General features: G+C 43.5%; 21 protein-coding genes and 2 tRNA genes. 3 read left to right on the top strand and 20 right to left on the bottom strand.

Features of this window, described 5'->3' with window-relative positions:
• Positions 1-56 precede the first annotated feature (56 nt).
• The 3 genes from BN3282_RS00370 to BN3282_RS00360 are packed head-to-tail and all read right to left on the bottom strand — an operon-like array spanning position 57 to position 5108.
• The gene (locus tag BN3282_RS00370; RefSeq protein WP_059066177.1) at positions 57-1460 is read right to left on the bottom strand and encodes an alanine/glycine:cation symporter family protein; all 1404 of its coding nucleotides are present in this window, start codon (positions 1458-1460) and stop codon (positions 57-59) included.
• On the bottom strand, positions 1450-4164 hold the full coding sequence (locus BN3282_RS00365) for a translation factor GTPase family protein (protein WP_242866566.1): 2715 nt from the start codon (positions 4162-4164) through the stop codon (positions 1450-1452). Before BN3282_RS00365 ends, BN3282_RS00370 begins: the two co-directional genes overlap by 11 nt.
• Positions 4134-5108, bottom strand: coding sequence for an aldo/keto reductase (locus BN3282_RS00360; protein WP_154821473.1), 975 nt, complete (start codon positions 5106-5108; stop codon positions 4134-4136). Before BN3282_RS00360 ends, BN3282_RS00365 begins: the two co-directional genes overlap by 31 nt.
• A gap of 205 nt (positions 5109-5313) precedes the next feature.
• Here BN3282_RS00360 and BN3282_RS00355 point away from each other — a divergent pair, with 205 nt between their 5' ends.
• Complete coding sequence (locus tag BN3282_RS00355; RefSeq protein WP_059066175.1) at positions 5314-6786, top strand: aminoacyl-histidine dipeptidase; 1473 nt, start codon at positions 5314-5316, stop codon at positions 6784-6786.
• Between the two features lie 11 nt (positions 6787-6797).
• On the opposite strand, the gene BN3282_RS00350 is transcribed toward BN3282_RS00355, so the two are convergent.
• The 10 genes from BN3282_RS00350 to BN3282_RS00305 form a co-directional block, all read right to left on the bottom strand.
• Positions 6798-7145 (bottom strand): hypothetical protein, encoded by a 348-nt coding sequence (locus BN3282_RS00350; protein WP_059066174.1) that lies wholly within the window; start codon positions 7143-7145, stop codon positions 6798-6800.
• Positions 7142-7498: a PqqD family protein gene (locus tag BN3282_RS00345; protein WP_242866565.1), complete on the bottom strand. Its 357-nt coding sequence runs from the start codon at positions 7496-7498 to the stop codon at positions 7142-7144. Before BN3282_RS00345 ends, BN3282_RS00350 begins: the two co-directional genes overlap by 4 nt.
• Positions 7499-7578: 80 nt before the next feature.
• On the bottom strand, positions 7579-9459 hold the full coding sequence (locus BN3282_RS00340; RefSeq protein ID WP_059066172.1) for an OPT family oligopeptide transporter: 1881 nt from the start codon (positions 9457-9459) through the stop codon (positions 7579-7581).
• Positions 9460-9725: 266 nt separating this feature from the next.
• Positions 9726-11300, bottom strand: a complete 1575-nt coding sequence (locus BN3282_RS00335) for an IS1182 family transposase (protein ID WP_059066171.1) — start codon at positions 11298-11300, stop codon at positions 9726-9728.
• Positions 11301-11401: 101 nt separating this feature from the next.
• A tRNA-Pro gene (locus BN3282_RS00330) sits at positions 11402-11475 on the bottom strand.
• Positions 11476-11537: 62 nt separating this feature from the next.
• A tRNA-Gln gene (locus tag BN3282_RS00325) sits at positions 11538-11608 on the bottom strand.
• A 128-nt stretch (positions 11609-11736) separates the two neighbouring features.
• Positions 11737-12570, bottom strand: coding sequence for a diaminopimelate epimerase (dapF, locus tag BN3282_RS00320; RefSeq protein WP_059066170.1), 834 nt, complete (start codon positions 12568-12570; stop codon positions 11737-11739).
• A gap of 164 nt (positions 12571-12734) precedes the next feature.
• A complete protein-coding gene (locus BN3282_RS00315) occupies positions 12735-14021 on the bottom strand; it encodes an L-cysteine desulfidase family protein (protein WP_059066169.1) in 1287 nt (428 codons plus the stop codon).
• Between the two features lie 16 nt (positions 14022-14037).
• The gene (locus BN3282_RS00310; RefSeq protein ID WP_267304242.1) at positions 14038-15528 is read right to left on the bottom strand and encodes a Na+/H+ antiporter NhaC family protein; all 1491 of its coding nucleotides are present in this window, start codon (positions 15526-15528) and stop codon (positions 14038-14040) included.
• Positions 15529-15607: 79 nt separating this feature from the next.
• Positions 15608-15982 (bottom strand): RidA family protein, encoded by a 375-nt coding sequence (locus tag BN3282_RS00305; protein ID WP_059066167.1) that lies wholly within the window; start codon positions 15980-15982, stop codon positions 15608-15610.
• A 175-nt stretch (positions 15983-16157) separates the two neighbouring features.
• Between BN3282_RS00305 and BN3282_RS00300 the strand changes: the two genes are divergently transcribed.
• Together BN3282_RS00300 and BN3282_RS00295 are read left to right on the top strand one after the other, a co-directional pair.
• Complete coding sequence (locus BN3282_RS00300; RefSeq protein ID WP_059066166.1) at positions 16158-16520, top strand: PAS domain-containing protein; 363 nt, start codon at positions 16158-16160, stop codon at positions 16518-16520.
• A gap of 42 nt (positions 16521-16562) precedes the next feature.
• The gene (locus tag BN3282_RS00295) at positions 16563-16826 is read left to right on the top strand and encodes a helix-turn-helix domain-containing protein (protein WP_059066165.1); all 264 of its coding nucleotides are present in this window, start codon (positions 16563-16565) and stop codon (positions 16824-16826) included.
• 109 nt (positions 16827-16935) lie between these two features.
• Here the strand turns inward: BN3282_RS00295 and BN3282_RS00290 are convergent, their stop codons facing one another.
• From BN3282_RS00290 to BN3282_RS00260, 7 genes are all read right to left on the bottom strand, one after another.
• Positions 16936-17283 (bottom strand): hypothetical protein, encoded by a 348-nt coding sequence (locus tag BN3282_RS00290; protein WP_059066164.1) that lies wholly within the window; start codon positions 17281-17283, stop codon positions 16936-16938.
• Between the two features lie 101 nt (positions 17284-17384).
• Positions 17385-18200, bottom strand: a complete 816-nt coding sequence (locus tag BN3282_RS00285; RefSeq protein ID WP_059066163.1) for a carbon-nitrogen hydrolase family protein — start codon at positions 18198-18200, stop codon at positions 17385-17387.
• A 10-nt stretch (positions 18201-18210) separates the two neighbouring features.
• Positions 18211-20484 (bottom strand): xanthine dehydrogenase family protein molybdopterin-binding subunit, encoded by a 2274-nt coding sequence (locus BN3282_RS00280; RefSeq protein ID WP_059066162.1) that lies wholly within the window; start codon positions 20482-20484, stop codon positions 18211-18213.
• A complete protein-coding gene (locus tag BN3282_RS00275) occupies positions 20481-20954 on the bottom strand; it encodes a (2Fe-2S)-binding protein (protein WP_059066161.1) in 474 nt (157 codons plus the stop codon). The genes BN3282_RS00280 and BN3282_RS00275 overlap by 4 nt, the downstream gene beginning before the upstream one ends.
• A gap of 3 nt (positions 20955-20957) precedes the next feature.
• Positions 20958-21758 carry an FAD binding domain-containing protein gene (locus BN3282_RS00270; RefSeq protein ID WP_059066256.1) on the bottom strand — a complete coding sequence of 267 codons (801 nt, stop codon included), beginning with the start codon at positions 21756-21758 and terminating at the stop codon, positions 20958-20960.
• A gap of 141 nt (positions 21759-21899) precedes the next feature.
• Entirely contained in the window at positions 21900-22976 is a 1077-nt protein-coding gene (locus tag BN3282_RS00265; protein WP_059066160.1) for a PucR family transcriptional regulator, read from the bottom strand.
• 276 nt (positions 22977-23252) lie between these two features.
• Complete coding sequence (locus tag BN3282_RS00260) at positions 23253-24710, bottom strand: PTS transporter subunit IIC (protein ID WP_059066159.1); 1458 nt, start codon at positions 24708-24710, stop codon at positions 23253-23255.
• Positions 24711-24727 lie beyond the last annotated feature (17 nt).

Below are 24727 nucleotides of genomic sequence, written 5' to 3'. Positions count from 1 at the left end.
AAGAAAACCTTATTTTTATGAAATTTTTTTGTTTTTTGTAAATTCTGTATTCTTTTTTATTTCCAACACTGTGTATTCTCTATTCCAATTTCTTCTGCTTTAAAAACGGGATCTTTTCCTTCTTTTTTCTGTCTTTCATAATCTTTTAATACAAGGAGAGCTTTCTTTCCAAGCAGCAAAATCGCTATGATATTTACCGCAGCCATGCATCCCATTGTTATATCCGCAAAATTCCATACTACAGAAAAATCTGCCTGCGCTCCAAGAAAAACAGCAAGAAGGCATGTGCATCTAAAGACAAAAAGAACTTTTTTATTGTTTTTGATAAATAATAGATTTGCCTCCGTGTAGTAATAATTTCCAACAAGACTGCTGAATGCGAACGCAAAAATAGAAAGCGTGATAAAATGGATCCCCCAGTTTCCTACATTTGCGGAAATAGCTTTCTGCACAAATGGAATCCCATCCAACGTCCCCGGGATACCTTCTATGCCGGAGAGTAAAAGCATCACTGCAGTAGCTGAACAAATCAAAAGCGTATCAATAAAAACGGATAATACCTGTACCATCCCTTGTTTTGCCGGATGGCTGACAAATGCGGCAGCAGCGGCATTTGGCGCGCTTCCCATACCTGCTTCATTAGAAAAAAGTCCTCTTTTTATCCCGATCACCACTGCGCTTCCCGCCATGCCTCCCATAATCGCCTTCACATCAAATGCCTGCGAGAGAATAGATGCGACCACTCCCGGAAGAGCCGGAAGGTTCAGACAGATGGTAACTACTCCTATCAAAAGATAAATGCCGGCCATGATCGGAACCATAACAGATGTAATAAATCCAATCCGATGTACACCTCCAAAGATCACAAAAGCCGTTGCCAATGCTAAAAGCAGGCCTACGATTGCCGGATAGGCAGACTTGCCATAACCGGGAATATAATATTCCAACGCAGACGACATATTAAACGACTGCAAGCCATTGAAACCATAAGCAAAACATATGATCATAAGAATAGAAAAGATAATCCCAAGCCAACGCTTTCCCAGCCCCTGCTCCATATAATACGCCGGTCCGCCTCTAAAATCCGCCCCATCTTTCACCTTATAAACCTGGGCCAGTGTACTCTCGATAAAAGCAGAGGCGCCTCCTATCACGGCCATCAGCCACATCCAAAAAACTGCTCCAGCTCCCCCTGCCGCAATGGCAGTTGCAATTCCCGCGATATTTCCGGTACCTACACGGGATGCTGTTGAAATCATTAACGCCTGGAAAGAAGAAACTTGTTTCTTTCCATCCTCCTCTTTTTCTTTCTCCTTCAATACATGAAACGCTTCTTTTATCATCCTTACCTGTACGAATCGTGTACGTATTGTAAAATACACTCCTGTCCCTATAAGCAGGAATAAAAGCAGATATGTATACATAAAATCATTGATTGTTCCTAAAATATTATTTAACATCCTCTTCCTCATTTCCTCTCAATCTTATTTTCTCCATAGCTTCTGCCGCGTCTTTCTGTAAATACTGGAAAAGATAATTTCTATGGACTGTATCTTTTCTCAAGTATTCCTCCCGCAGTTCTTTTTCCGCCAGTTTGATCTCTTCCTTCAATCCTGCTGCCGACATCCTGCGTGCCCCCTGTCCTAGTATAATGACTTGTTCCAGGGCATCAGATGTAGCAACAGTAACATCATATTGACGTCCTATACGCCGTACTGTTTTCTCAATATATTGATCTGCCGTCTCCGCCTCTTTTGTATAGACAACATAGATATTATGATATTTCATTACCTCGCCTAAATTTCCTTCTACTTTATAAGCGTCAAAGACAAGGATTACCGTACATTTTTTATATCCTTGATAATTGCACAAGATATCCATTAGTTTACTGCGGGCGCCTTCTATGTTTTTTTCGGAAAGTTCCTTTAGCTCCTCCCATGCAAAAATGATATTATATCCATCCACCAACAGGTATTCTTCTTTTTTCTTTTCTTTTCCCCGGGACTCCCTTTTCCCCGTACCCTCTGCTTTTTTCACTGCATGCACTGTAACAGGACCTGTCTGATACCCTCTTTTTGCCGGATCCGGCGTCTTTACATAGATGGCATCCAGTTCTTCCTGTGTCAATTCGATCCTGGATACAGGCGGAGGATTAAAAGAAGGCGTCTGTTTTTTTGCTTCTTCTTTGACAGCATAACAGCTTTCCATGTGTGCATACTCTTCTACTTGATACCAGGGAACTACAAAGCCGGCTCCATGTGAACAGAATACTGAACCTGTAGGGTTTTCTGTATCTGCCTCTGCATCATAGCCTATACGAGAGACGATCTCCTCCTGCTCCTGGCAAGGCTCGTATCCTTTCAGTTCACAAAACAGACGTCCCTTGCCTCTTGTATAAGAAATAAACTCCTTTTGGTATCCCCTCATCTGGGATACAGGCGCACTGCCGCTTAATGTGACGATTTCTCCCGTCATCTTTGGGGGCGCAAAGCTGCCCTGCATCTTCTGGATGTCTGCCATTGCCCTTCCAACCATATCCTGTGAGAGTTCCATTTTAAATGCATAGTACGGTTCTAACAAAACAGACTCTGCCTTTTTCAGTCCCTGCCGCACTGCCCGATACGTCGCCTGTCTGAAATCTCCGCCTTCCGTATGCTTCTGATGTGCCCGTCCTGCAAGCAGAGTGATCTTCATATCAGTGAGCGTTGCTCCGGTAAGCACTCCTTTATGTTCTTTCTCCCCTAAATGCGTCAAAATCAACCTCTGCCAGTTGCGATCCAGTATATCTTCACTACAGTCAGACGCAAACTGAAGGCCACTTCCCTTCTCTCCCGGTTCTAACAACAGATGTACTTCCGCATAATGCCGGAGCGGTTCAAAATGTCCAACTCCTTCCACAGGAAATTTAATTGTTTCTTTGTACACAATATTTCCTTCTGTAAATTCCACCCATACACCAAATCGTTCCTTGATCATACGGATCAGCACCTCTGTCTGCACCTCTCCCATCAGCTGGGCATGTATTTCTCCTATCTGTTCTTCCCATACTATATGAAGTTCTGGTTCTTCCTCTTCCAACATTTTTAGATCTGCCAACATTTTATGTACATCGCACTCATCCGGCAGAACAATCCGATATGTCAGCACCGGTTCCAAAACAGGGAGTGCCGATTCCGGTTCTACCCCCAGTCCTTCCCCCGGATAGGTATGCGAAAGTCCTGTTACTGCACACACATTTCCTGCTGTCACACAGGAACTATTTGTGTATTTCGCGCCGGAATATACACGTATTTCATTTATTTTTTCTCCAGAGTCATCCACACTGTCTCTGACCTTAAGTTCTCCGCCTGTTACTTTCAAGTAAGTCAGACGGTTTCCTCGTTCATCTCTGCCGATCTTATATACTTTCGCACCAAAATCTTTTGAATATTCTGACTGCTCTGTAAATCGTAAAATCCCGTTTAAAAGTTCTTCCACACCTTCCATATAAAGCGCAGAACCAAAATAGCAGGGGAATACATTTCTGGTGCGGATGGCTTTTCTGATGAGTTCATCACCGATCTTACCAGATTCCAGGTATGACTCCATCATTTTTTCATCACAGAGGGCGAGATTTTCTAAGGCTGTATCATCCAGATGACTAAAATCCATGCAGCCTTCTCCAAACTGACGCTCTAATTCTGCCAGGATTTCTTCTTTGTCTGTGCCATCTTGATCCATCTTATTGACAAAAATAAATGTCGGGATCTCATATCGTTTCAAAAGCCTCCAGAGCGTCATCGTATGTCCCTGCACGCCGTCCGGACCGCTGATCACGAGTATTGAATAATCCAGTACCTGCAAAGTACGCTCCATCTCCGCAGAAAAATCCACATGCCCCGGCGTATCCAGAAGTGTCACATCCATTCCTTTCCAATCAAACACCGCTTGCTTTGAGAATATCGTGATCCCCCGTTCCCGTTCCATCTCATATGTATCTAAAAACGCATCCTTGTGATCCACACGCCCTGCCTTACGGAGCTTGCCGCTTAAAAATAAAAAGCTCTCAGACAAAGTTGTTTTTCCTGCGTCTACATGGGCTAAAGCGCCCAGACAGATCTGTTTTCCTTGTCTATCTGTAAAGGTATCTTTCATCAAATATATTCCTTTCCATTTTCCAGCCATGTTACTTCTTCCTGGTCCAGCACGATCTGCAATGCCTCTGCATTATCTTTCACATGGCTTTCCTTTGTCGGACTAACGATCGGGAAGACCTGCATATCCTGCGCAAGCAGCCAGGCCAAACAGATCTGAGACACTGTATGCCCTTTTCTGTCCGCAAGCTGTTCTGCCCGCTGCAGACGTTTTCTATTCTTTGGACAGTCATATTCTGCGATCGTCCCCCATCCAAGACATTCTTCGATCGTCTTTTGCCCGTCTGTTCGGTATTTGCCGGAAAGAAAGCCTCGTGCCAACGCAGAGTAAGGAAACACACAGACCGCCTCCTTCTCTGCCCATTTGCGCAGATCTTCATTCTCCCTGCGAGCCATCGAAATGCTCCCTCCCCAAGGATCCGTTGCAAGTTCGGCAAGACTAAAGCATGGACTGATCACCTCAAAACCCGTAAGTCCATGCTTCCCGGCATATTCGTTTGCTTGAAGGATACGAGGAAGCCGCCAATTAGAGCCGCCGAATTTCCCGATGATCCCCTTGTCCTTATATTCATTCAAAACTTCTACGATCTCATCCACCGGTTTCGTCTCATCATCCCGGTGGAGTATATAGAACTCTACCTTTTCTGTCTTTAATCTTCGCAAAGATTCTGCAATATGACTTCGTATCGTATCCGCAGAAAATATATCTTCACTCCCATTTTGTCCCGGATTGCAGCCTTTGTCCAGAAGCACGATTTCTTCGCGCACCCCGCGTTTATCCATCCACGCGCCTAGATTTTCCTCTGCTCTTTTATAGCTGTGAGCCGTATCAAACACTCGAAAACCAGCCTCCCACGCCATATCCAGACATGCAAATGCCGCTTGTTGATCATCTCCTTCTAAAATGGCCGTACCCGTACCGTATACAAGTCTGGACAATGGAGAATCCATTCCTTCTATTTGTATCTGTTCCATATATTTTCCTTTCTGTTCCAAAATCTTGCTTTATTTTTCCATGTAGCCTTTGCAGCCCATTATTCATATTATACGCAATTTTATTTTCTTTGACTAGTGTAGTTTATCTACATCTGCTTCATAATAACAATGCACATCCAAATAAAATCTGTTATAATCTAAGATGAAATGTTTTAAAATTTGTAAAGAAATGAGGAGATACTATATGGATTATAAGATCAAAGGATATAAGCCTGCACAATTATTTCACTTTTTTGAAGAAATCAGTGCAATACCAAGAGGTTCCGGCAATGAAAAGCAGATCAGCGATTATCTTGTAAGCTTTGCACAAAAAAGAAACTTATGGGTATATCAAGATTCCGATCATAATGTCATTATCAAAAAGGAGGGAAGCAAAAATGCTGCCGCTCTCCCTCCGGTCATGCTCCAGGGTCATATTGACATGGTATGTGAAAAAAATAAAACTGTACAGCATGATTTTACAAAAGAGGGGCTGAACTTAGAAGTAAAAGACGGCATACTCTATGCTGACGGCACTACGCTGGGGGCAGACAACGGAGTCGCAGTGGCACTTATGCTCATGGTCCTGGATGATGAGGACATCACACATCCACCTCTGGAATGTGTATTTACCACAGCGGAAGAAGTAGGGCTTTTAGGCGCAAAAGCGCTGGACAAGTCTTTGCTCTCCGCCCGCACGATGATCAATATGGATTCAGAAGAAGAAGGGATCGCTACGGTAAGCTGTGCCGGAGGTGTCCGGATAGAACTCAGCAAAACTGCCGAAAAACAGGTTCTGGACGGCACTGTTTTACACCTTTCAATTAAAGGACTCTTAGGAGGTCATTCCGGAAGCGATATCCACAAGGAACGCCATAACGCAAACCTTCTGATGGCGAGGATATGCTGCCGCCTGTTGGAGGGATCTGCCTATCACTTGGTGGAACTAAACGGAGGAAACAAGGATAACGCAATCCCCCGCGACTGCGATGCCACCCTTCTTTTTACCGATCAGAGCGCTGCTGTAAAAGCGGAAGAGCTTGCCCGCCATCTCTTCGGTCAGTTCCAAGATGAAATACTGCCGGATGAGCCCGCCTTTTCCTGGGAGGTCACAATGGAAAAAGATTCCTACGCAAAAGCTTTCACTGCAGAAGATTCCAGAGCATTTCTGCTTGCCATGTATCTTGCTCCGAACGGTGTACAGAAACGCAATCTGAAAATGGATGGATTTGTAGTCGCTTCTTCTAATCTAGGCGTCGTGAGAACAGAAGAGAACAAACAGACGATCATCTTCTCGCCTCGTTCCTCTGTATCCTCCCTATTGGAAGAATTAAAGGCACATTTTAGGATCCTGGCAAAGACATTCGGATTTACCGCCGCATTTATCGGCGAATACCCAGGCTGGAGTTATAATGAAACTTCCGCCATACGAAAGGTTTTCCAGGAAAGCTATCAAGAACTTTTCGGGCAGCCTTTAAGAATCGAGGCGATACATGCCGGTCTGGAATGTGGTCTGTTCTGCGATGCGATCCCCGGATTAGATGCTATTGCTGTAGGCCCTACGATCTTGGACTGCCATACTCCGCAGGAGCACCTGCCCTTAGATTCCTTTGCACGCTTTTATCAATTCTTAAAAGATGTATTACAGCGGCTTGCAAATGGAAATATACCGTCTTAAATATGCACAGATCACCGTCTGATATGGTATTTGACAACCATACCTTCTTTTTCTTCGGTGATCATCCGCTGCTTGATCATATAGGGAAGGATAGAAGATAAAAATGCTTTTTTATCTGTTACTTTTATCCTCTCTCTACTGAAGGGCTGGCTCGCCGTCAGTCCTTCCACGATCTCTTCCAACTCTTCTGCCGACATAGGCCCCTTTCTTCTCAACGCTTTTTTTATTTTGGCAACTCCTTTGGCAGAAAGCAGATTGGACAGATCCTGCTGCTGGCGCATAGAACGCCAGAGTCCCCATGCATAGATTACGGCTGCAGCTGCGGCAAACAATAAAATATATGGAATATAATGCATCATGCTTTCTTTTTTTCCCCTTTCCAGAAGATTAAATGGCGATCTTTCAGTATTTCCATAAATTTGATCAATCTTGAAAGTGTCTTTTCCATTTTGGGAAATTTTTTTTCCAATTCCAGCGAAATTTCATGCACATCTTTTTCGCCATCTATCAAGTTCCACACAAAACTGCCGTAATCATCCATATCAATTTCGCTGACCCGCGGACGATGAAAAAACTTCTGTGCAATTTTTGCATAAAACCCTTTCCACTCGATCAACAGAGTTACTTTCCCCTTTTCATCCATATGATATTCGATCTCTGCGTTCTTGACCGGCACAAAATCCAGATAATTTTGATCTTTTCCCTTTTTCAATCTCAATACCTCCTGACAATGCAAGAAACAGCCTGCGAAAACAGGCTGTATCTTACACAGATCTTCTTAAAAAGATCCTTTTATTTTTCCTTTTTTACACACAACATATAAAGTCCCGCCAGAAGTACAAAGAAGATAATAAAGCTTCCAACCTGCGGCAGTGCAAAAGGCAGTATGATCTTAGAATCCACTTTCAGAACCGCCAATGCAGCAAGTATGATTCCTACGATGCCTTCTCCTGCGATCATACCAGATGTAAACAGCAGACCTTTGTCCACACGTTTCTTCTTTTCTTCTTCACTTCCCTTGCGGCGCTCAACGAGATAACGCACAGCTCCGCCGGCCATGATACCAGCGCTTAAACTAAACGGCAAATACATACCAACCGCAAACGGAAGAACTGGGATTTTCACGATCTCGACTACGATGGCGATACATACACCCACCAGGATCAGTCCCCAAGGCAGTTCTGCATTCATAATCCCTTCTACCAGCATTTTCATCATCGTTGCCTGCGGCGCAGGTATCTGGTCAGATCCATATTTCCATGCAGCATTTAATAAATACAGGACAAAACCGATCGTAACAGAGGAGGCCAGTACACCTACCATCTCGCCAATCTGTTGTTTCTTTGGCGTAGCTCCGACAATGAAGCCTGTCTTTAAGTCCTGTGAACAATCGCCGGCAATTGCAGCAATGACACAGATGATGCCGCCGATCGCAATAGCTCCTACCATACCTGTTGTACCGTCTGTTCCTGTTGCTTTTAAAAGCAGTGTCGCAATGATCAGTGTCGCGATCGCCATCCCGGAAACCGGATTATTGGAAGAACCGATCAGTCCCACCATACGGGAAGACACAGTCGCAAAGAAAAAGCCAAACACTACAACTACAAGCGCTCCGATCGGGCTTACCGGAAATGCCGGAAGCAGCCAGATTGCAATTGCGATGACAAGAATCATCACCAGCAGGATCGGCATCGGAATATCCTGCTGTGTACGAGGAAGATCCGATTTATTTTTATTATTGGACATGCTCGCCATGGCCTGTTTAAATGTACGAATGATAAGCGGAAAACTTTTTACAAGGCTGATGATACCACCTGCCGCCACTGCTCCTGCTCCAATATATTTAATATAACTTCCCCACAAATCTGATGGAAGCAGTTCGCTGATAGACTTTGTCGCCGGGAAGATTGTCGCTCCTGCTCCAAACAACGCGATCATCGGCATCAGCACAAACCAGCTCAATGTTCCTCCCGCAAGCATATAACTGGAAATCTTCGGACCACATATATAGCCTACACCAGCCAGAGCAGGCAGTACCTGTATTCCTATATGAGAACCTGCATATCCCTTAAAATCATATCCAATCTCACTTGGAAAAAGCTTAAAACCATCTGCGATAAACTTATATGCCGCCGCGATTCCAAGTCCGGCAAATACAGTCCCCGCCTTGCTTCCCCCTTCTTCTCCAGCGAGAAGAACTTCCGCACAGGCTGTTCCTTCCGGAAATGGAAGTGTTCCATGTTCTTCTACGATCAATGCCTGACGCAGAGGTACCATAAAACATACTCCAAGGATACCGCCTACAAAGGCTACCAAAAAGATCGTCAATATACTAGGTGTATCTATTTTCCCTTCTTCTGCCCACAAAAACAGAGCAGGCAGTGTAAAAATAGCTCCCGCCGCTACAGATTCTCCTGCAGACCCTATCGTCTGTACCATATTGTTTTCCAGGATCGAATCTCTGCGCAGTATCACACGCACGATTCCCATGGAAATAACAGCCGCAGGAATAGACGCTGATACTGTCATACCAACGCGAAGTCCCAGATAAGCATTTGCCGCCCCGAATACGATAGCCAGAAGAATACCGATCAGGATAGATGTTACGGTAAATTCGGGAACAACTTTTTCCGCCGGAATATATGGTTTAAATTCCGTCTTATTCTTTTGCATAAATTGTTTCCATTCCTTTCTTTTCTACTTTTTTTGATATTTTTTAATCAGTCTTGATAGATTATATCATTTTATGCACAGAAAAGAAAGAGAAAAATAACTTTTGTAAAATTCTGTAATCTTCTCTATCTCTACAGACAAAAAAAGGGGCTGTGAAAAAATGAGAAATCATTTTTTCACAGTCCTCTTTTTATACATAAGCACATTTTTTTCTAAAAATGCGTATAACTCCCCCTTACCCCCCATAAGTCTAATGATTGAATGGCTTATGCGGCGGCTGCAGACCTTATCTTTTTGTTGTGAAATTTATAGAGATTCTGTCCAATAGAAACCAGAAATACTTCCAGCCGAACCGATTCTATTCCTCTTCGTACGATTCGCTTATACCATCGATCATTCTTCATAATACCGAATGTTCCTTCCGCCTGTATCGAACGGTTCATCCTGAGCAGTGCTCCCTGGATGCTTTCCAGATTTTCTATCACTTCACGGTGCATGGCTGTGAGTTCTCGATTGACCCGCACCGTACGGTTCTTATCTGTCTTTTTACACTTCTCTGCATACGGACATCCGCTACAGTCTTCGCATTGATACACTTCTTCCTGTCTGCCGTATGCATTCCCTTTTACATTTTGGCGATACTGCAAGTGAAAGGCTTTTCCATTCGGGCACCGCATCATTCCATCTTCGCCAATCGGAAAGTTGGCTGCTCTGAATGGGCCTTCCTGATATTTCTTATCCGTTGTTTCCTTCTTGAACATTGGAAACTTCATATACTTTTCCATTTCATTCTGCTCACAAAAAATGTAATTGTTGTAGGAACCGTAGCCGGCATCTGCAACAGGATATTTCGGATAGAATCCATAAATATCTTTGAACTTGTCCATCAGCGGCACAAAGCAGTCCATGTCGCTGCGGTATTGATTCACCTCTACTACTGCTATATATTCATCTGCAACACCGATCTGGACATTATAGGCAGGAAGCAGCTGATCATTTCCCATATAATCTGTCTTGATACGCATAAATGTTGCGGAATGGTCCGTCTTGGAATAGCTGTTCCGCCCTTCTCCGCATATATGGATTTTCTCCACATATTCTTCCAATTTTTCCGCATATTCCATCAGCTTCTCATAGTGACGCTGCTGCATCGATTTATGATGGCCACGGCCATGTACAAATGTGGTTTCGTCTATCTGCCACATCTGAGCATATTTGCCGACGGCCTCCTTTAGGTATTCCGGTGCATACTCCGTATTGATACAGAGCCTTGTCCCAGTATAAGCAATCTCTTCATTGATCTCCTGCAGAAGTTTCGTAATCCTATCAAACAAGCGGTATCTGGACTTCTCGGTTGCCTTTTTCCATACCCAGGAATATTTGTTTGCATTTGCTTCAAATTTGGAACCGTCGATATACAGATGCTGCAGATCCACATGTTCTGTTTCAAAGATCTTCCGGTTGATATCGTTAAATATCTCTTCGATAGAATCTCCGAGCACTTCGTTGATAAAGTAGCCGAATGTCCTATAAGACGGGGTTTCATGATCCATAAGGTACATGAAGCGAAGATTCACCTTACAACTGTCTTCCAGTTCCCGTAGTGAGATATACCCGTTTGCCATAAATCCGAATAAGACTGTTTTCAGCATGCTGACCGGGTTGTATCTGAGTCTTCCCGTATAGTGTTTCGGGATCCTTTTCAGATATTTCTCCAAATCCATTTCCTCCATAAAACGGTCAAATGTCAGCACTGGATCACAGATATCCAGATAATCCGAAATAAGTATTGGCAAAACTGCCTGTTTTGCGTTAGAATTAGACTTGTTAATAATTATCATCACAAGTTAATTTTAACACAAAAGAAGGACCTTGGGCTTATTTTTGACCCATGGTCCTTCTTTGTTTTTAGGCTATGCTTTTTTCACAGCCCCTTTTCAAATCGGAGTGACGTGATTCGAACACGCGACCTCTACGTCCCGAACGTAGCGCTCTACCAAGCTGAGCCACACTCCGAAGCTTTATTTTCTTTCTACTCATAAAGTGAAATTAAGAATCTGCATATAGCAGATTCTTAACTACGGATAGAGGACTCGAACCTCTACTAACAGAGTCAGAGTCTGCTGTGCTGCCATTACACCAATCCGCAACACTGTTGTTTTCTGTCCTTGTCGGACGCAACAACGTTATTATAGCAGACTCTCTAAAAAAATCAAGTACTTTTTAAAATTTCTTTAAATGACTTTTAAAATGTATATTTTTCTGAATATTCTATCCCTATTCATTCCATTCTCCATCAAACACTACCTCTGCCGGACCGGTCATATAGACGATATTTTTCTCTCTGTCCCACCGGATCAACAGATCTCCTCCGAGAAGCTTTACGCACACCATATCCTCTGTCCTGCCATTTAATATACACGCCACCGCAACTGCACAGGCACCTGTCCCGCAGGCAAGCGTTTCCCCTGAGCCCCTCTCCCAAACACGCATTTTAACCGTCTTTCTGTCCAATACCTCTACAAATTCTGTGTTCACTCTATTAGGAAATCGCTCGTGTGTTTCAAAAGAAGGACCGATCTTTTCTATTTCCATATCATCCACCCCATCCCAGAAAACTACAGCGTGCGGATTTCCCATAGATATACAGGTCATTTTATACTCTGCTCCATTCACGATAATAGGTGCATCGATTACGCTCTCCCCTTCTGCTTTAACCGGTATCTTAGCAGGCTCTAGAATCGGATTTCCCATATCGACTTTTACAAGGACCACCTTTTTCTCTTCCACCGTCAAATCCAGATATTTGATCCCTGCCAACGTTTCTATCGAAATATGTGTTTTATCCGTCAGTCCATAATCATAAACATATTTTGCGACACAACGGATCCCGTTTCCACACATCTCACCCCGGGAACCGTCCGCATTGTACATTTTCATCTCAAAATCCGCTTTCTTAGAAGGACAGATCAAAATCAGCCCATCCGCCCCCACTCCAAAATGTCGGTCACTGATCTTTTTTGCCAATCCGGACGGATCTTTCACTTCCTCTGAAAAGCAATTGACATATACATAATCATTTCCCAATCCCTGCATTTTTGTAAATTTCATTTTGACTTCTCCCTCAAACTTTTTCGTTACTGTGTCATTTTACACCAATCTTTCACAAAAAAAAAGTACCCGCACATAAAAAAGAACTATTGCGGAAAAATCTATCCTCTGTTGGATATAACTTCTCCGCATAGTCCTTTCACTGTTTCTTTCTATATTTATATTTATTTTTTCAGCTTATCCTCAAATATCTCCACGATTGTTTTTTCTGTGCCGACCATTCCCGGAGAAGCGATCAGCCCCATGTTACGCATCGTTTCTTCCGGTGTCTTTCCATTAATGCCATGTACGTCTGAAATGTAGATTCCCTTCATAGCAAACTCTACAGACTTATATGCCGCATCCACAGCAGCGATTCCTTTCATCGTACATCCCTGATTTCCGCCGTCGCATATCATACCTGTTATACTACTTGCCATATTATTGAGCGTATGGGTCATCATCTCTACTGTACCACCACGCAGATATACCAATGCGCACGCCATTCCTGAACCTGCTGCAATGGCACAACCACAAAATGCCGACAGCCGTCCGGAATATTCCTTGATATACATACAGACAAGGTAACTTAAGGCCGTGGCTCTAAGAAGTTGTTCTTCCGTATATCCATTTACTTTATAAGCGGCATATAAAGGCATCGTCGCAATAATGCCATGAGCGCCGGATCCGGTGATACTCATAGCTGGCTTATCCAGACCGATCACTCTAGCTTCAATTGCCGCATTGCACATCAGGGAAGCAGTAGCCTGCTCGTTGTCAGACACTTCTTTTCCACTATTTAGTTCTAATAAATGTCTCGCAAATGTAGTTCTCGGATTAGAAAGGCCTTCATGGAACAAATCCAGATTCACTTTATATGCTTCTTCTATAAAACGTATTTCTTCAATGTCTACTGTCGTTGCATAATCACACAATTGCTGCAGCGTATATTTATGTATAGAATGGATTTCTTCGCCTTCTTCCTCCTCTGTTTTCTTTTCGTCCTCCGTCTCCAGTTCGATTTGTCCGTTTACTGTGATCTTTGTAATATTTGTATGAGAATCGCGTATCGTCACGACCGCACAGGCTTCCTCTGTCTCTACTGACGCTTCAATAAAAATTCTGCTGGTAATTCCACTCAGTTCTACCGTTACGATTCCTTTATCTATCATTTCCTGCGCTTTTACATTATCCGCTTCTGTCACATCTGCCAAAGATTCCAGTCCTTTATCTGCATTTCCCGCAACTGCGCCCAGTGCTGCCGCAAAGACATTGCCGACTTCATTACTATTTGGTATGCCGCAGGTAAATGCATTTTTATACATTCCGCTGTTCATCGCCACGTTGACCCTTTTTATCTTGCCATTTGTATAGCTTCTGGCCTTTGCCACCGCAAACGCAATAGCGCCCGGTTCTGTCACACCAAGTGCCGGCTTCATATCATCCTTGATCATTTGTGATAATTCATTCATAATCTACTTCCTCCTTTTATTTTTCTTCTTTTCGCTCTTTCGCCAATACATATTCTCCATTCTTACCTTCAAATGAACGTCCCCATCCTATAATGCAGACAATGAACATAACGATCCAAATTGCCCAACTATAGAATGTAGTAAACATCATATCAGACGCCCCTAGTTCCGGAAGGAATGGATATGTATCCATCATAGATGAAACGCCGCCTAACAAAAGAAGCACACAGCCTCCAAATGGAAGGAAGAATGGGAAAGAACAGATTGTCGTCGCCAGTATCTCTGTTCTCCGGTATGGATGCAGCCCGTTTTTCTTGCCGACTGCGTTAACAAACGGTGCAACACAGATATTTGCAATGGTATTGATTGCTGCGATCAAAATTCCAAAGATAGTAGCAAGAAGCCATATCGCCACTTCAGCGCCTCTCGGTGTTTTGATCACTTTTTCATTCATCCAGTCTACGATTGTATCCATACATCCGCTCTTTACCAGCATATTTCCCATCGCCACAACAAGTATCAGGACAATACTTACTGTTGTCATGCCTGCTACGCCTTCTGGGATCGCACCTACTGCTTTTCCATCTTTCAAAGAAAACAGCGCAGAAAGTGGGAATAATCCTGCCGCGATACCTATCGCAGCGGCAGCAACAATACCTGTTCCAAGAGCCGCAAAAATATTGACTCCCTTTACCGCAAGTATAATAACTAAAATAGTCGGAATCAAGAGCAAAAGTCCCTTTGGATTCTGATATTCTTTCAGAAGTGCCGCTGCCTCTGCCGCATCAGTTGCCTCGCCGGCTCCGCCGAATACAAAGAACAGAACAGCTGCGATAACTCCCGCGATCAGTACGAATTTTGCTCTTGTACGTACAGTACTTCCAATATCCGCCACTCCATCTTTATGCATATACTCCTGACTGGAAGATGCGATGATCGCAGTGTCAGATACCGGCGCTAAGTTATCTCCAACTGCCGCTCCTGAAAGAATCGCGCCTGCCAAAACCGCCGGATTAGAACCTAACAAAATACCTGCCGGATACAAAATAAAGCTCATCGTGGAAATAGTGCCAAACCCAGAGCCTGTAGCCATAGCAAATACTGCCGCAAAGATAAATGCCGCTACCGTAAAGGCTGCGCCGCTTACATTGATCTTCACGCTTAGCCATACTAGACCTTCCACAATCTGTCCTCGGTTCAGGATATTTCCATAGATACCTACGACCAGCCATAACATAACTGCTGTCATAGCAACTTTAGAGCCAAGCCCTTCCAATACAACGTCCCAATATTCGCCTAAATTTTTAGCAAAAAACATGCCAACCAGCAAACCTATTACGCCCGCGCCTATCATCATATTTTGATCAGCCGCATTAAAAAATGACAAAGCAATTGTAATGATAATAAAAATGGCAAATGGAATCAAGGCCATAAAACTTCCGCCTCGAAATTCTAATTTCTTATTTTCTTCCATATAAGCACTTCTCCTCTCTTCAGCGTCAGATATCTGGAGACTTTATCTCCCATACAATGTAAAAAAATTTCCTCCGCTCTCCTTATTGCATATTTTCGTTGTACCACAAATATTATTTTGCTACCGCTTCAATCTCTACTTTTGCTCCTTTCGGTAATTTTGCAACCTGAAACGCCGCACGAGCCGGATAAGGTTCTGTAAAAAATTCTTGATACACCTCATTCATCTCTGTAAAATCTTCCATATCCTGCAGATATACAGTAGTTTTCAGTATCCGATCCATTCCATATCCCGCTTCCTGTAATATCATTCTTATATTTTCTAGTGACCTCCTTGTCTGGGCAGCAACTTCCTCTGATGGAAAAATTCCTGTTTCACGGTCGATCGGTAGCTGACCGGAAACAAATATAACTCCTCCGTCCATCACTGCCTGCGAATAGGGTCCGATTGCAGCAGGCGCTTTTTTTGACTCAATTTTTTCTTTCATTTCATTCACCTCCTCATCTCCTTTACTATCTGTTCTTACTTTACACCTCGCCTTTCGTTTTAGCAATAAATTTTTATTAAAAAAATAATTTTTTACTAATACGTCAATTTCATTGACTTATTTTTGTGAAAAATGTATAATAAAAATAAATAAGTAAAAGGAAGGATTACGCAAAATGACTGACCAAGAGGTTTTATCTCTCTTTATTCCATTTGTATATTTTCTTGGAGAAGTATTAGGAGAGAATACAGAAGTCGTATTACACGATGTATCTTGTCCTGAACACTCTATCGTGGCTATCGAACATGGTTTTCATTCCGGTAGAACGATTGGCAGTTCTTTGACAGATTTCGCTTTTCAGGTAAAGAATAATAGAGAGTATGAAACAAAAGATTATCTTGTCAACTATAAGGCGAAAGCCAAAGGCAAAGAATTTATCGCCTCTACTTTTTATATAAAGAATCACGGGAAATTGATAGGTATGCTCTGTCTGAACACAAATACCTCTGCTATACACAGCTTCATAAAATCAACGTAGCAGTTTATTGAGACACTGCATATAGGAGGCGCCGTATTCACAATGGAGGATGCCTCAAGTATAACGCCGTCCGTAGAAGAAAATCTGGATGTTCCCATTGTTTCCTTTGCGGAATCCATCATTGCCAAAACAATTGCAGATTCTCATATTCCGCCGGATAGAATGACACGCAAAGAAAAAATGGAGATTGTATGGCTTCTCGCAGACCAGGGGATTCCGCGCATGAAAGGCGCCATTTCTGAAATAGCACGCCAGTTAAAGTTATCCGAATCCACTGTCTATCGTTACATCAGTCAGAAATCTTAACTTGTATTTCTGATTTTTCCCAAACAAAACGGGCAGACTTTTAACAGCCTGCCCTTAAATAATAACTTTCCAATCTGCACTTTTATTGATTCAAAGAATCTACATATTTTTACAATGCCATTTTACTTTCTACGGCGGAAACTCTTCTGTCTAACTCTCTTACATTTCTCATAAGCAGATTCACTGTATCACTTTCCAAACGGTTAATTCTGTACACAGCTTTCAGCTCTTCTACATCTGCCGCGATCCTGTCGATCTTCCTTTCCAGATATGTCTGCGTCCGTCCGATCTCATCAAGAAGGAAATCTTCTGTTTTAGCAAGCCTTTCATCAATCATCCTTGGCACCTGCTCCTGAATGATCTGCGGCACCTGCTCCTGGATGATCTGCGGCACTTGTTCCCGGATCACATCTGCCATTAATTCTCTTAACAATTTTACATCTTCTTTTTCTATCATACTACACCTCTGCTGTATGCAAAACAATCTCATTTATCCCCTGCATATATTCTAACATATTGCAGACTCTATGGCTATTAGGAAATTTGACAATATTCCAACTACACTTCTCCGCTGTATATGTCCTGACGCCGTGCTTTTAAAAGAGGCAGTTCCTTACGGATCTTTTCTACATAGTCCAGATTAATTTCATTGCTGATGTATCCTTCTTTTTCCTCCATCTCTTCTATAATATCTCCCCATGGGGAAACCAAAAGACTGTGCCCCCAAGCCACATATCCTGCCTCTCTATCTCTGGCGCTCGATGTGCCAGCTACAAAACATTGATTATCCAATGCCCTGCTGCGAAACAGAATCTCCCAATGTGCAGGACCTGTCGTCATATTAAAAGCTGCCGGGACAAGGATCATCTTGGCTCCCTGTTCTACCATCATTCTGCTCAGTTCAGGAAAACGAAGATCAAAACAGATACACACGCCCATTTTTCCAAATTCTGTCTCAAAGACCGTGCTGGAATCTCCGGCTGTCAATGTCTCTGACTCTTTAAAATATTGTCCATTTTCTATATCTATATCAAAAAGATGCGCTTTGCGGTGTTTTGCGATCTGTTCCCCTTTTCTGTCAAACACATACGCCGTATTATATATTTTGCCGTTCTCATCCACCTCCGGCATCGAACCAGCACAGAGATACACCCCATACATACGCGCCAGTTCACTGCATATTTTCCAGCTCTTTTCGCCTTCTCTTTCTGCATACAGCGGAAATTTTTCCGTCTGATAGGGACACGTGAACATTTCTCCCACAGTCACTATGTCCGCCTGCTCATGTGCTGTCCTCTTCAAATATTCTCCCAGCTGAGCAAGATTCTTTTCTTTTTCTTCATAGACATGCATCTGCAGCTGTACAATCTTCATAAGACTCTTATTACTCCTGCATCTTCCAGTATACTTTCTCTGCCGTAATAGGCAGCTCTCGTTCGATCACACCGACGGCATTTTGGATCGCGTTGGAGATTGCAGGCGACGGCGTATTGATCACGATCTCACCGATAGACTTTGCTCCAAATGGCCCTGTCGGCTCATAACTACTCTCAAACTCTACACGGATATCACCCACGTCCAGCCGACTTGGAATCTTATACTGCATAAAGGAATTGCTATAATTTTTTCCTTTTTTATTATAAACGATATCCTCGTACAACGCCATTCCGATCCCTTGCGCGATTCCACCCTCTACCTGGACACGCGCCAGATTCGGATTGATCACAGTTCCGCAGTCTACCACTGCCACATAGTCGATTGGCTCCACTTTCCCGGTCTCCTTATCAATCTCGACTTCTGCCATCCCCACCATAAAAGGCGGCGGAGAGATAGGAGAGGAAAATGCCTCACTCGCCGACAATGCTTCTCCATTGTTACACATGACTTGATTACCTATCTCCGCGCGCGCGATCGTTTCCCCTGTTTTCAGATTTCTTACGCACTGGCCGTCAAATTCTGTATCCTCTATATTACAGCTCAGATATTGCGCCCCACGAGCACATATCTTTTCAATCAGCGCCTCGCAAGTCTTTACCACAGCCATCCCTGTCACATACGTCGTACTAGACGCATACGAACCGCAGTCATAAGGAGAAGAATCCGTATCTACGCCATGCACCACGATATCCTTCATTTCACACCCCAGACATTCTGCTGCCATCTGCGCCAGGATCGTATCACACCCGGTTCCCATATCCGTCGCTCCGATCAGAAGGCTGTAAAAACCATCATCATTCACCTTGATCGCCACAGACGCCGTATCCACAGCGGAGATTCCGGAACCCTGCATGGCCATAGCCACACCAACACCCCGTACTTTCCCGTTGCCCATATCTCGGCACGGATATTTTTCGTCCCAGCCGATCATTTTCTTCGCACGCTCCATGCACCTGTCCAGTGCGCAGCTATTTGCCGGCTCTCCATAATACGCCGGCATTGTCTGTCCTTCGCGCACCATATTCTTTTCTCTGAGCACTGTCGGATCCATTCCCAGTATATCTGCCATCTCATTGACCGCCGATTCTACCGCGAAAATCCCCTGTGTGGCACCATAACCTCGATATGCTCCGGCAGACATGACGTTCGTATAGACTACATCATAAGTAAAACGAAACGCTTCCGTTTTTCCATATAAAGGGATTGATTTATGTCCCGACAGACCAACTGTTGTCGGTCCATGTTCTCCAAAAGCTCCGGTATTAGACAACGTATACAGATCGATTCCCCTTATCGTTCCATCCTTATCCGCTCCCAGGCGGACATGCATTTCCATTTCGTGACGCGGAGAGGAAGCGGTCAGTGACTCTTCTCTCGTATAGACGATCTTCGCCGGCTTTCCTGTCTTCCATGTCACAAGAGCCGGATATACTTCTGATACCGATGTCTGCTTTGCGCCAAAACCACCGCCGATACGAGGTTTTATCACACGAACTTTAGATTTCGGTATATCCAGTGCATTGGCCAAAATCCTGCGGATATGGAAAGGCACCTGTGTGGAGGAAACAATATTCAATCTCCCATAGGTATCCATATACGTATATGTCCGAAATGTCTCCATCATCGCCTGCTGGTTCGCCTTTGTGTGATAGACCCTGTCTACCACATGATCACAAGATTGCAGAACTGCTTCGATGTCTCCATCTTCACTGACTTCATGCGCGCAAAGATTCCTTTGATTATCCGCTCCGACCGGACACAGACTTTTCCAGTTGTCTTCTGGATGTACCAGGATCGGATTGTCTTTTGCCTTTCTGAAATCCAGCACCGGTTCCAGCACCTCATATTTGACTTTTATCAGCTTCATCGCTTTTAGGACTGCTTCTTCACTGTTGCCTGCCACGATCGCTACCGCATCTCCTACGAACCGTACCCGCTCATCTAAGATCAATCTGTCATACGGACTTGGCTCCGGATAGGTCTGTCCTGCCATTGTAAATCGCTTATCCGGGCAATCTTTATATGTTAAGACACACTCAATCCCCGGCACTATCAATGCGCGCGCTGTATCGATTTCTTTGATAAGCGCATGTGCGTGCGGACTTCTGACAATTTTTACTATCAGACAATCTGCGGGAGCCAAATCGTTTGTGTAGACTGCCTTGCCTGTCACGAGCGCTTTATGATCCACTTTTGGTATCGGCTGATTTACCGCTCTCATGCACTCACCTCCTCTGCCTTTCTCTTATGTTCCATATATTTCTGGATTGCCCGCAGCTGTCCCATATAACCGGTGCACCTGCACAGATTACCAGAAAGATATTCCTTAATCTCTTCTATAGAAGGATTGTTCAATTCCCGAAACATCGCAAGTACATTCATGATAAAGCCCGGTGAACAAAAGCCGCATTGTTCTGCCCCTTCATTTGCCAGAAATGTCCCAAACTCTTCCGCTTCTTTTTCTACACCTTCTAATGTCGTGATCTCATGTCCATCTGCTGCCGCTGCCAGAATAGAACAGGAAAGCCTGGACTTTCCGTCCACCCATACAGTACACAGGCCGCAATTCGTTGTCTCGCATCCGCATTTTACACTCCGGCATCCCAGATTTCTTAATACATCCAAAAGGATCGTATCCCCATCTGCCTCCACAGACACTTGTTTTCCATTTAATATAAATTGTACTTCCATCCTCTACTCCTCCGCTAAAATCGCCCGCATCGCGCGACATATCAACACTTCCGCGAGATGTTCGCGATAAGCAGCGCTTCCACGCATATTAGAACCATATACAAAACATGTGGCAGCTTCTCTGGCAAAGTGTGCAAGAGTTTCTTTATCCGCATCCTTCGGTACTTCCCACTGCTTCTCGATCAGAGCTGCTTTCATCGGCCTTGCTCCCACCGAAAAATACCAGGATTCCTGTCCATTTACGATTCCTGTTACCACCGCGCATGCCAATACAGGAAAATCTGTTTTTGTCTGCCTGACCGACTCATAATGAAATTTCCTCTTACTTTTCCGAATGATAACGGAAATAAGAATATCCTTATCTTTTTTCCTGTTTACAAATTCGGAAAGGCGGATCGTCCCACCGTCATATAGTTCTACAAAAGTATCTAACGCAAGCAGTGCGGTCAACACGTCCGAAAAACCGTATCTGCCATAAATACTGCCTCCCACCGTGGCCTGATTTCTAAACTGCACGCCAACGATATGACGGACAGATTCGGCGATTCCGTCCCCGTACATTTCCTTTAATCCTTCACATTCTTCTAACTGACGCAGCGTACACATGGCTCCGATCCTAAAAACATGATCCGTTTCCTCTATTTTGTCCAGTCCAAGTCCGGATAAGTCTATGATCGTCTTAACCTTCGCGTTTCCCAGACGCATCCACATCATCCCGCCCATTACACGGCTGTTTCTCGCCTGATTCAGCTCATATGCCTCCTCCAGGGTCTTTGGCTTCACATAATTACTGATTGTAAGCAAAACAAAGCTCCTTTCTGTATCTCTATACTTTCTTACCCATTTATCCTTTTCACCGCAGAAAAAAAGGTGTAAATGCATTCTCAGTCATTCACACCTTGTAAGCGTTTTTATTCTAGCACACTCTGTAAAAAATGTCAAAAATCATTCTTTATGTTTCACATGTCTGTGTATCACCATTGCCAGCTTAAATATGATCGCCTCATCAAACACCCGTATGTCAAGTCCCGTCAATTTTCTTATTTTTTCCAATCTGTACATCAGTGTATTTCTATGTATAAACAACTGCCTTGCCGTCTCCGAGACATTCAGATCATTTTCAAAAAAACAATTTACAGTATCCAGCGTCTCTTCATCCAAAGAGTCAAACCCACCTTTTATGAAGACTTCATTTAAATATCGTTCGCATAATGGCAAAGGGAGCTGATAGATCAAACGATTGATCCCCAGATGATTATACTGCAGAACTGTTGTTTCATCCTGAAACAAATATAAAAGCGCCAAAACATACAGAGATTCTTTATAGGATTCTTTTAGTTTTCGGATATCCGACACGATATTCCCGATTCCCACCACCGGTGTGGACGCAAACAGAGCTTCTGCTTTTTCCTGGAAATATTTCCCCATTTTCTCCAGTTCTTCTCTAGAAGTATTCGCCCGCACTTCCACGATCAAGATCACATCCGTTTCTGTCATGGCAAAAGCCTCGTATTTCCCTTGTTCTTCCATATCCTGAAAAAGGCTGTTCCATTCCCATTGCGGGTCTATATGACAGAATCGGAGAAGATATACCACCCGTGGCCTCAAAAGCGGAATCTTAAGCATATTAGCCCGGACATTTACATCTTCGGAAAGGATATTTTCCAGAAACAAATTTTTATAAAATAACTGTTGATTATATTTTTCTTCAAAATAAGACTTCATCCCGGTAAAACAAACGGACAAAATCGTTGCGTAATCCTCTGCTTTCTGATCTATCCCTTCAACAAAAACAGCAAACCTTATAACACGGTTTTCATAAAAGATCCGATACGTATTTTTCCCTTCAACAAAACATTTCTTTTCTTCATTTGACCTGTTCATCAAACTGAACGTGTTTTTTTGTCCGATCAATTCTTGATTGCTGCATGAAATAATCTCCCTGTTGTCGATCACCCCAAAGGTTCTTGAGATACTGTTCTGCAACTGATACACATATCCCTGAAAGAATCTGTCCGCCATTTTTCACACCGCCTTTAATATTCTAACTGCCGTATCTGCATACCCGATTTACCGTTACCCCTCAGTATATGAAAACGTATCAGATATTATACCATTTTCGCTGTACAAAGCCAACAGAAAATAAGCTCGTTCCCCTCTCATTTTCTTCCCTGTTAAAATACCTATTCTGCGCTTTGCAAACAGGCAGAAAGTATACCTTGTCGTACAAAGCCAGCCTCTAAGGCATGTGCTCAGGATGTCCGAATAGGTATATACCTTCTGCCTGTCCTTTATCGTCTATTCAATATAGCCTCTTTCCTGAAGATATTCTTCACTTGCTCCGGCTGCCATCCACCATTTTCTCTTATTTCTTCTAAAGGAGAAGTAGATCAAGAGATATGCCGCAACAACCAGCGCGATTCCTATAATACGCATAGCTCCTTCTGCGGAAAAAGCTTTATACACAAGGTACAATACCGGATTGGTCCCTACCGTCCATGACGCGATCCCAAGTCCTTGTGAAAATGCATTTGCCACAGAGTCCATCTGAGAAGCAACCCCTGCTGATTCAGCTGCTTTGGTAAATGCCGCGCATACGTCAGAATTTAAAACATTGGCAATATTAAACCAGATTGTTCCAGATATAACGGTCATTAAAATATCCCCTCTAAATACACAGATCAGACCTGCCGTCATAAATGCCATAGCCGGGATATCTGCCAGCATCAGGATCTCATTTCCCGGCATGATCAAAGATGTAAAAAATACGATTGGGATCAAGATCAACGCTGCTGCCATGTTGTCCCCATTTCCAAAGAAAACTGCCGGATCCATTGCTACGTGGAAGAATTTCCGATTAGATTTTCCTGACTGTGCTCTAGCCTGCATAGACTGACTTAAAGGAATGAGCCCTTTTACAAACAAACCGGATACCGATGGATAGATCACCATAACACCGGCGATAGTGATAGCAGTTGTCAGGATACCAGACCAAGTCGTTATGTCTGTAAGCCCTGTCAAAGAACCTAAAACTGTGATCAGGACTCCTACGATCAGGCCGATGATCAAAGGTTCGCCCCAGAATCCAAATTTATCCTGCAGACTTTCTGCACTTACTGGTTTTGTTTTGATCTTTAATTTCATTACAATCCATCTTACGATCATAGCAAAGGGGGCGCCTCCCTGTGGAACACTTGTCAAAGTCAAGTTGTCATATCCGTTGAATTCTTGGAGGGACGGTGCGATGATATCTGCGATCAAAAGAACAACCAAGTTACACATAACCGCAGCTGCAACACCCAATGCAAAACTTCCTGTTGTAAACTGCACGATCACTGCCCAAAATACAAACTGATAATAATTCCATATATCTGTTGGCTGGAAAGTATCTACGATCTTCAGACCGAATAAAAGCAGATTTAATCCCAGACCAAGTACAAGATAAATATATCCTAATGTGTTCGAATATACAACGACAGATGCGCCCTGCCATCCGATATCAATATAAGGCAGAGAAATACCAACCGTATCGGCCATTGCTGTTACATAAGGTGTGATTGCAGTCATGAGCACTCCTAAAACTGCATTAAACAACGTCAGGCCGACCGCCATATAGATCGCACCTTGGAAGGATTTTTTCACGCCCACCCGCATACACATACTGATGATAAAAATAATGATCGGCACGATGATCGTACTGCCAAAAATCCCCATCACATTATTGAGGGTATTTCCCAAATCTATTAATATTTGCATATGTTGTTACCTCCTTC

Source organism: Mediterraneibacter massiliensis (genome assembly GCF_001487105.1).
GTDB classification, from domain to species: Bacteria; Bacillota; Clostridia; order Lachnospirales; family Lachnospiraceae; genus Mediterraneibacter; species Mediterraneibacter massiliensis.
Note: the sequence above shows the minus strand (reverse complement) of the source record. Positions and strands in the feature narration are given on the sequence as shown.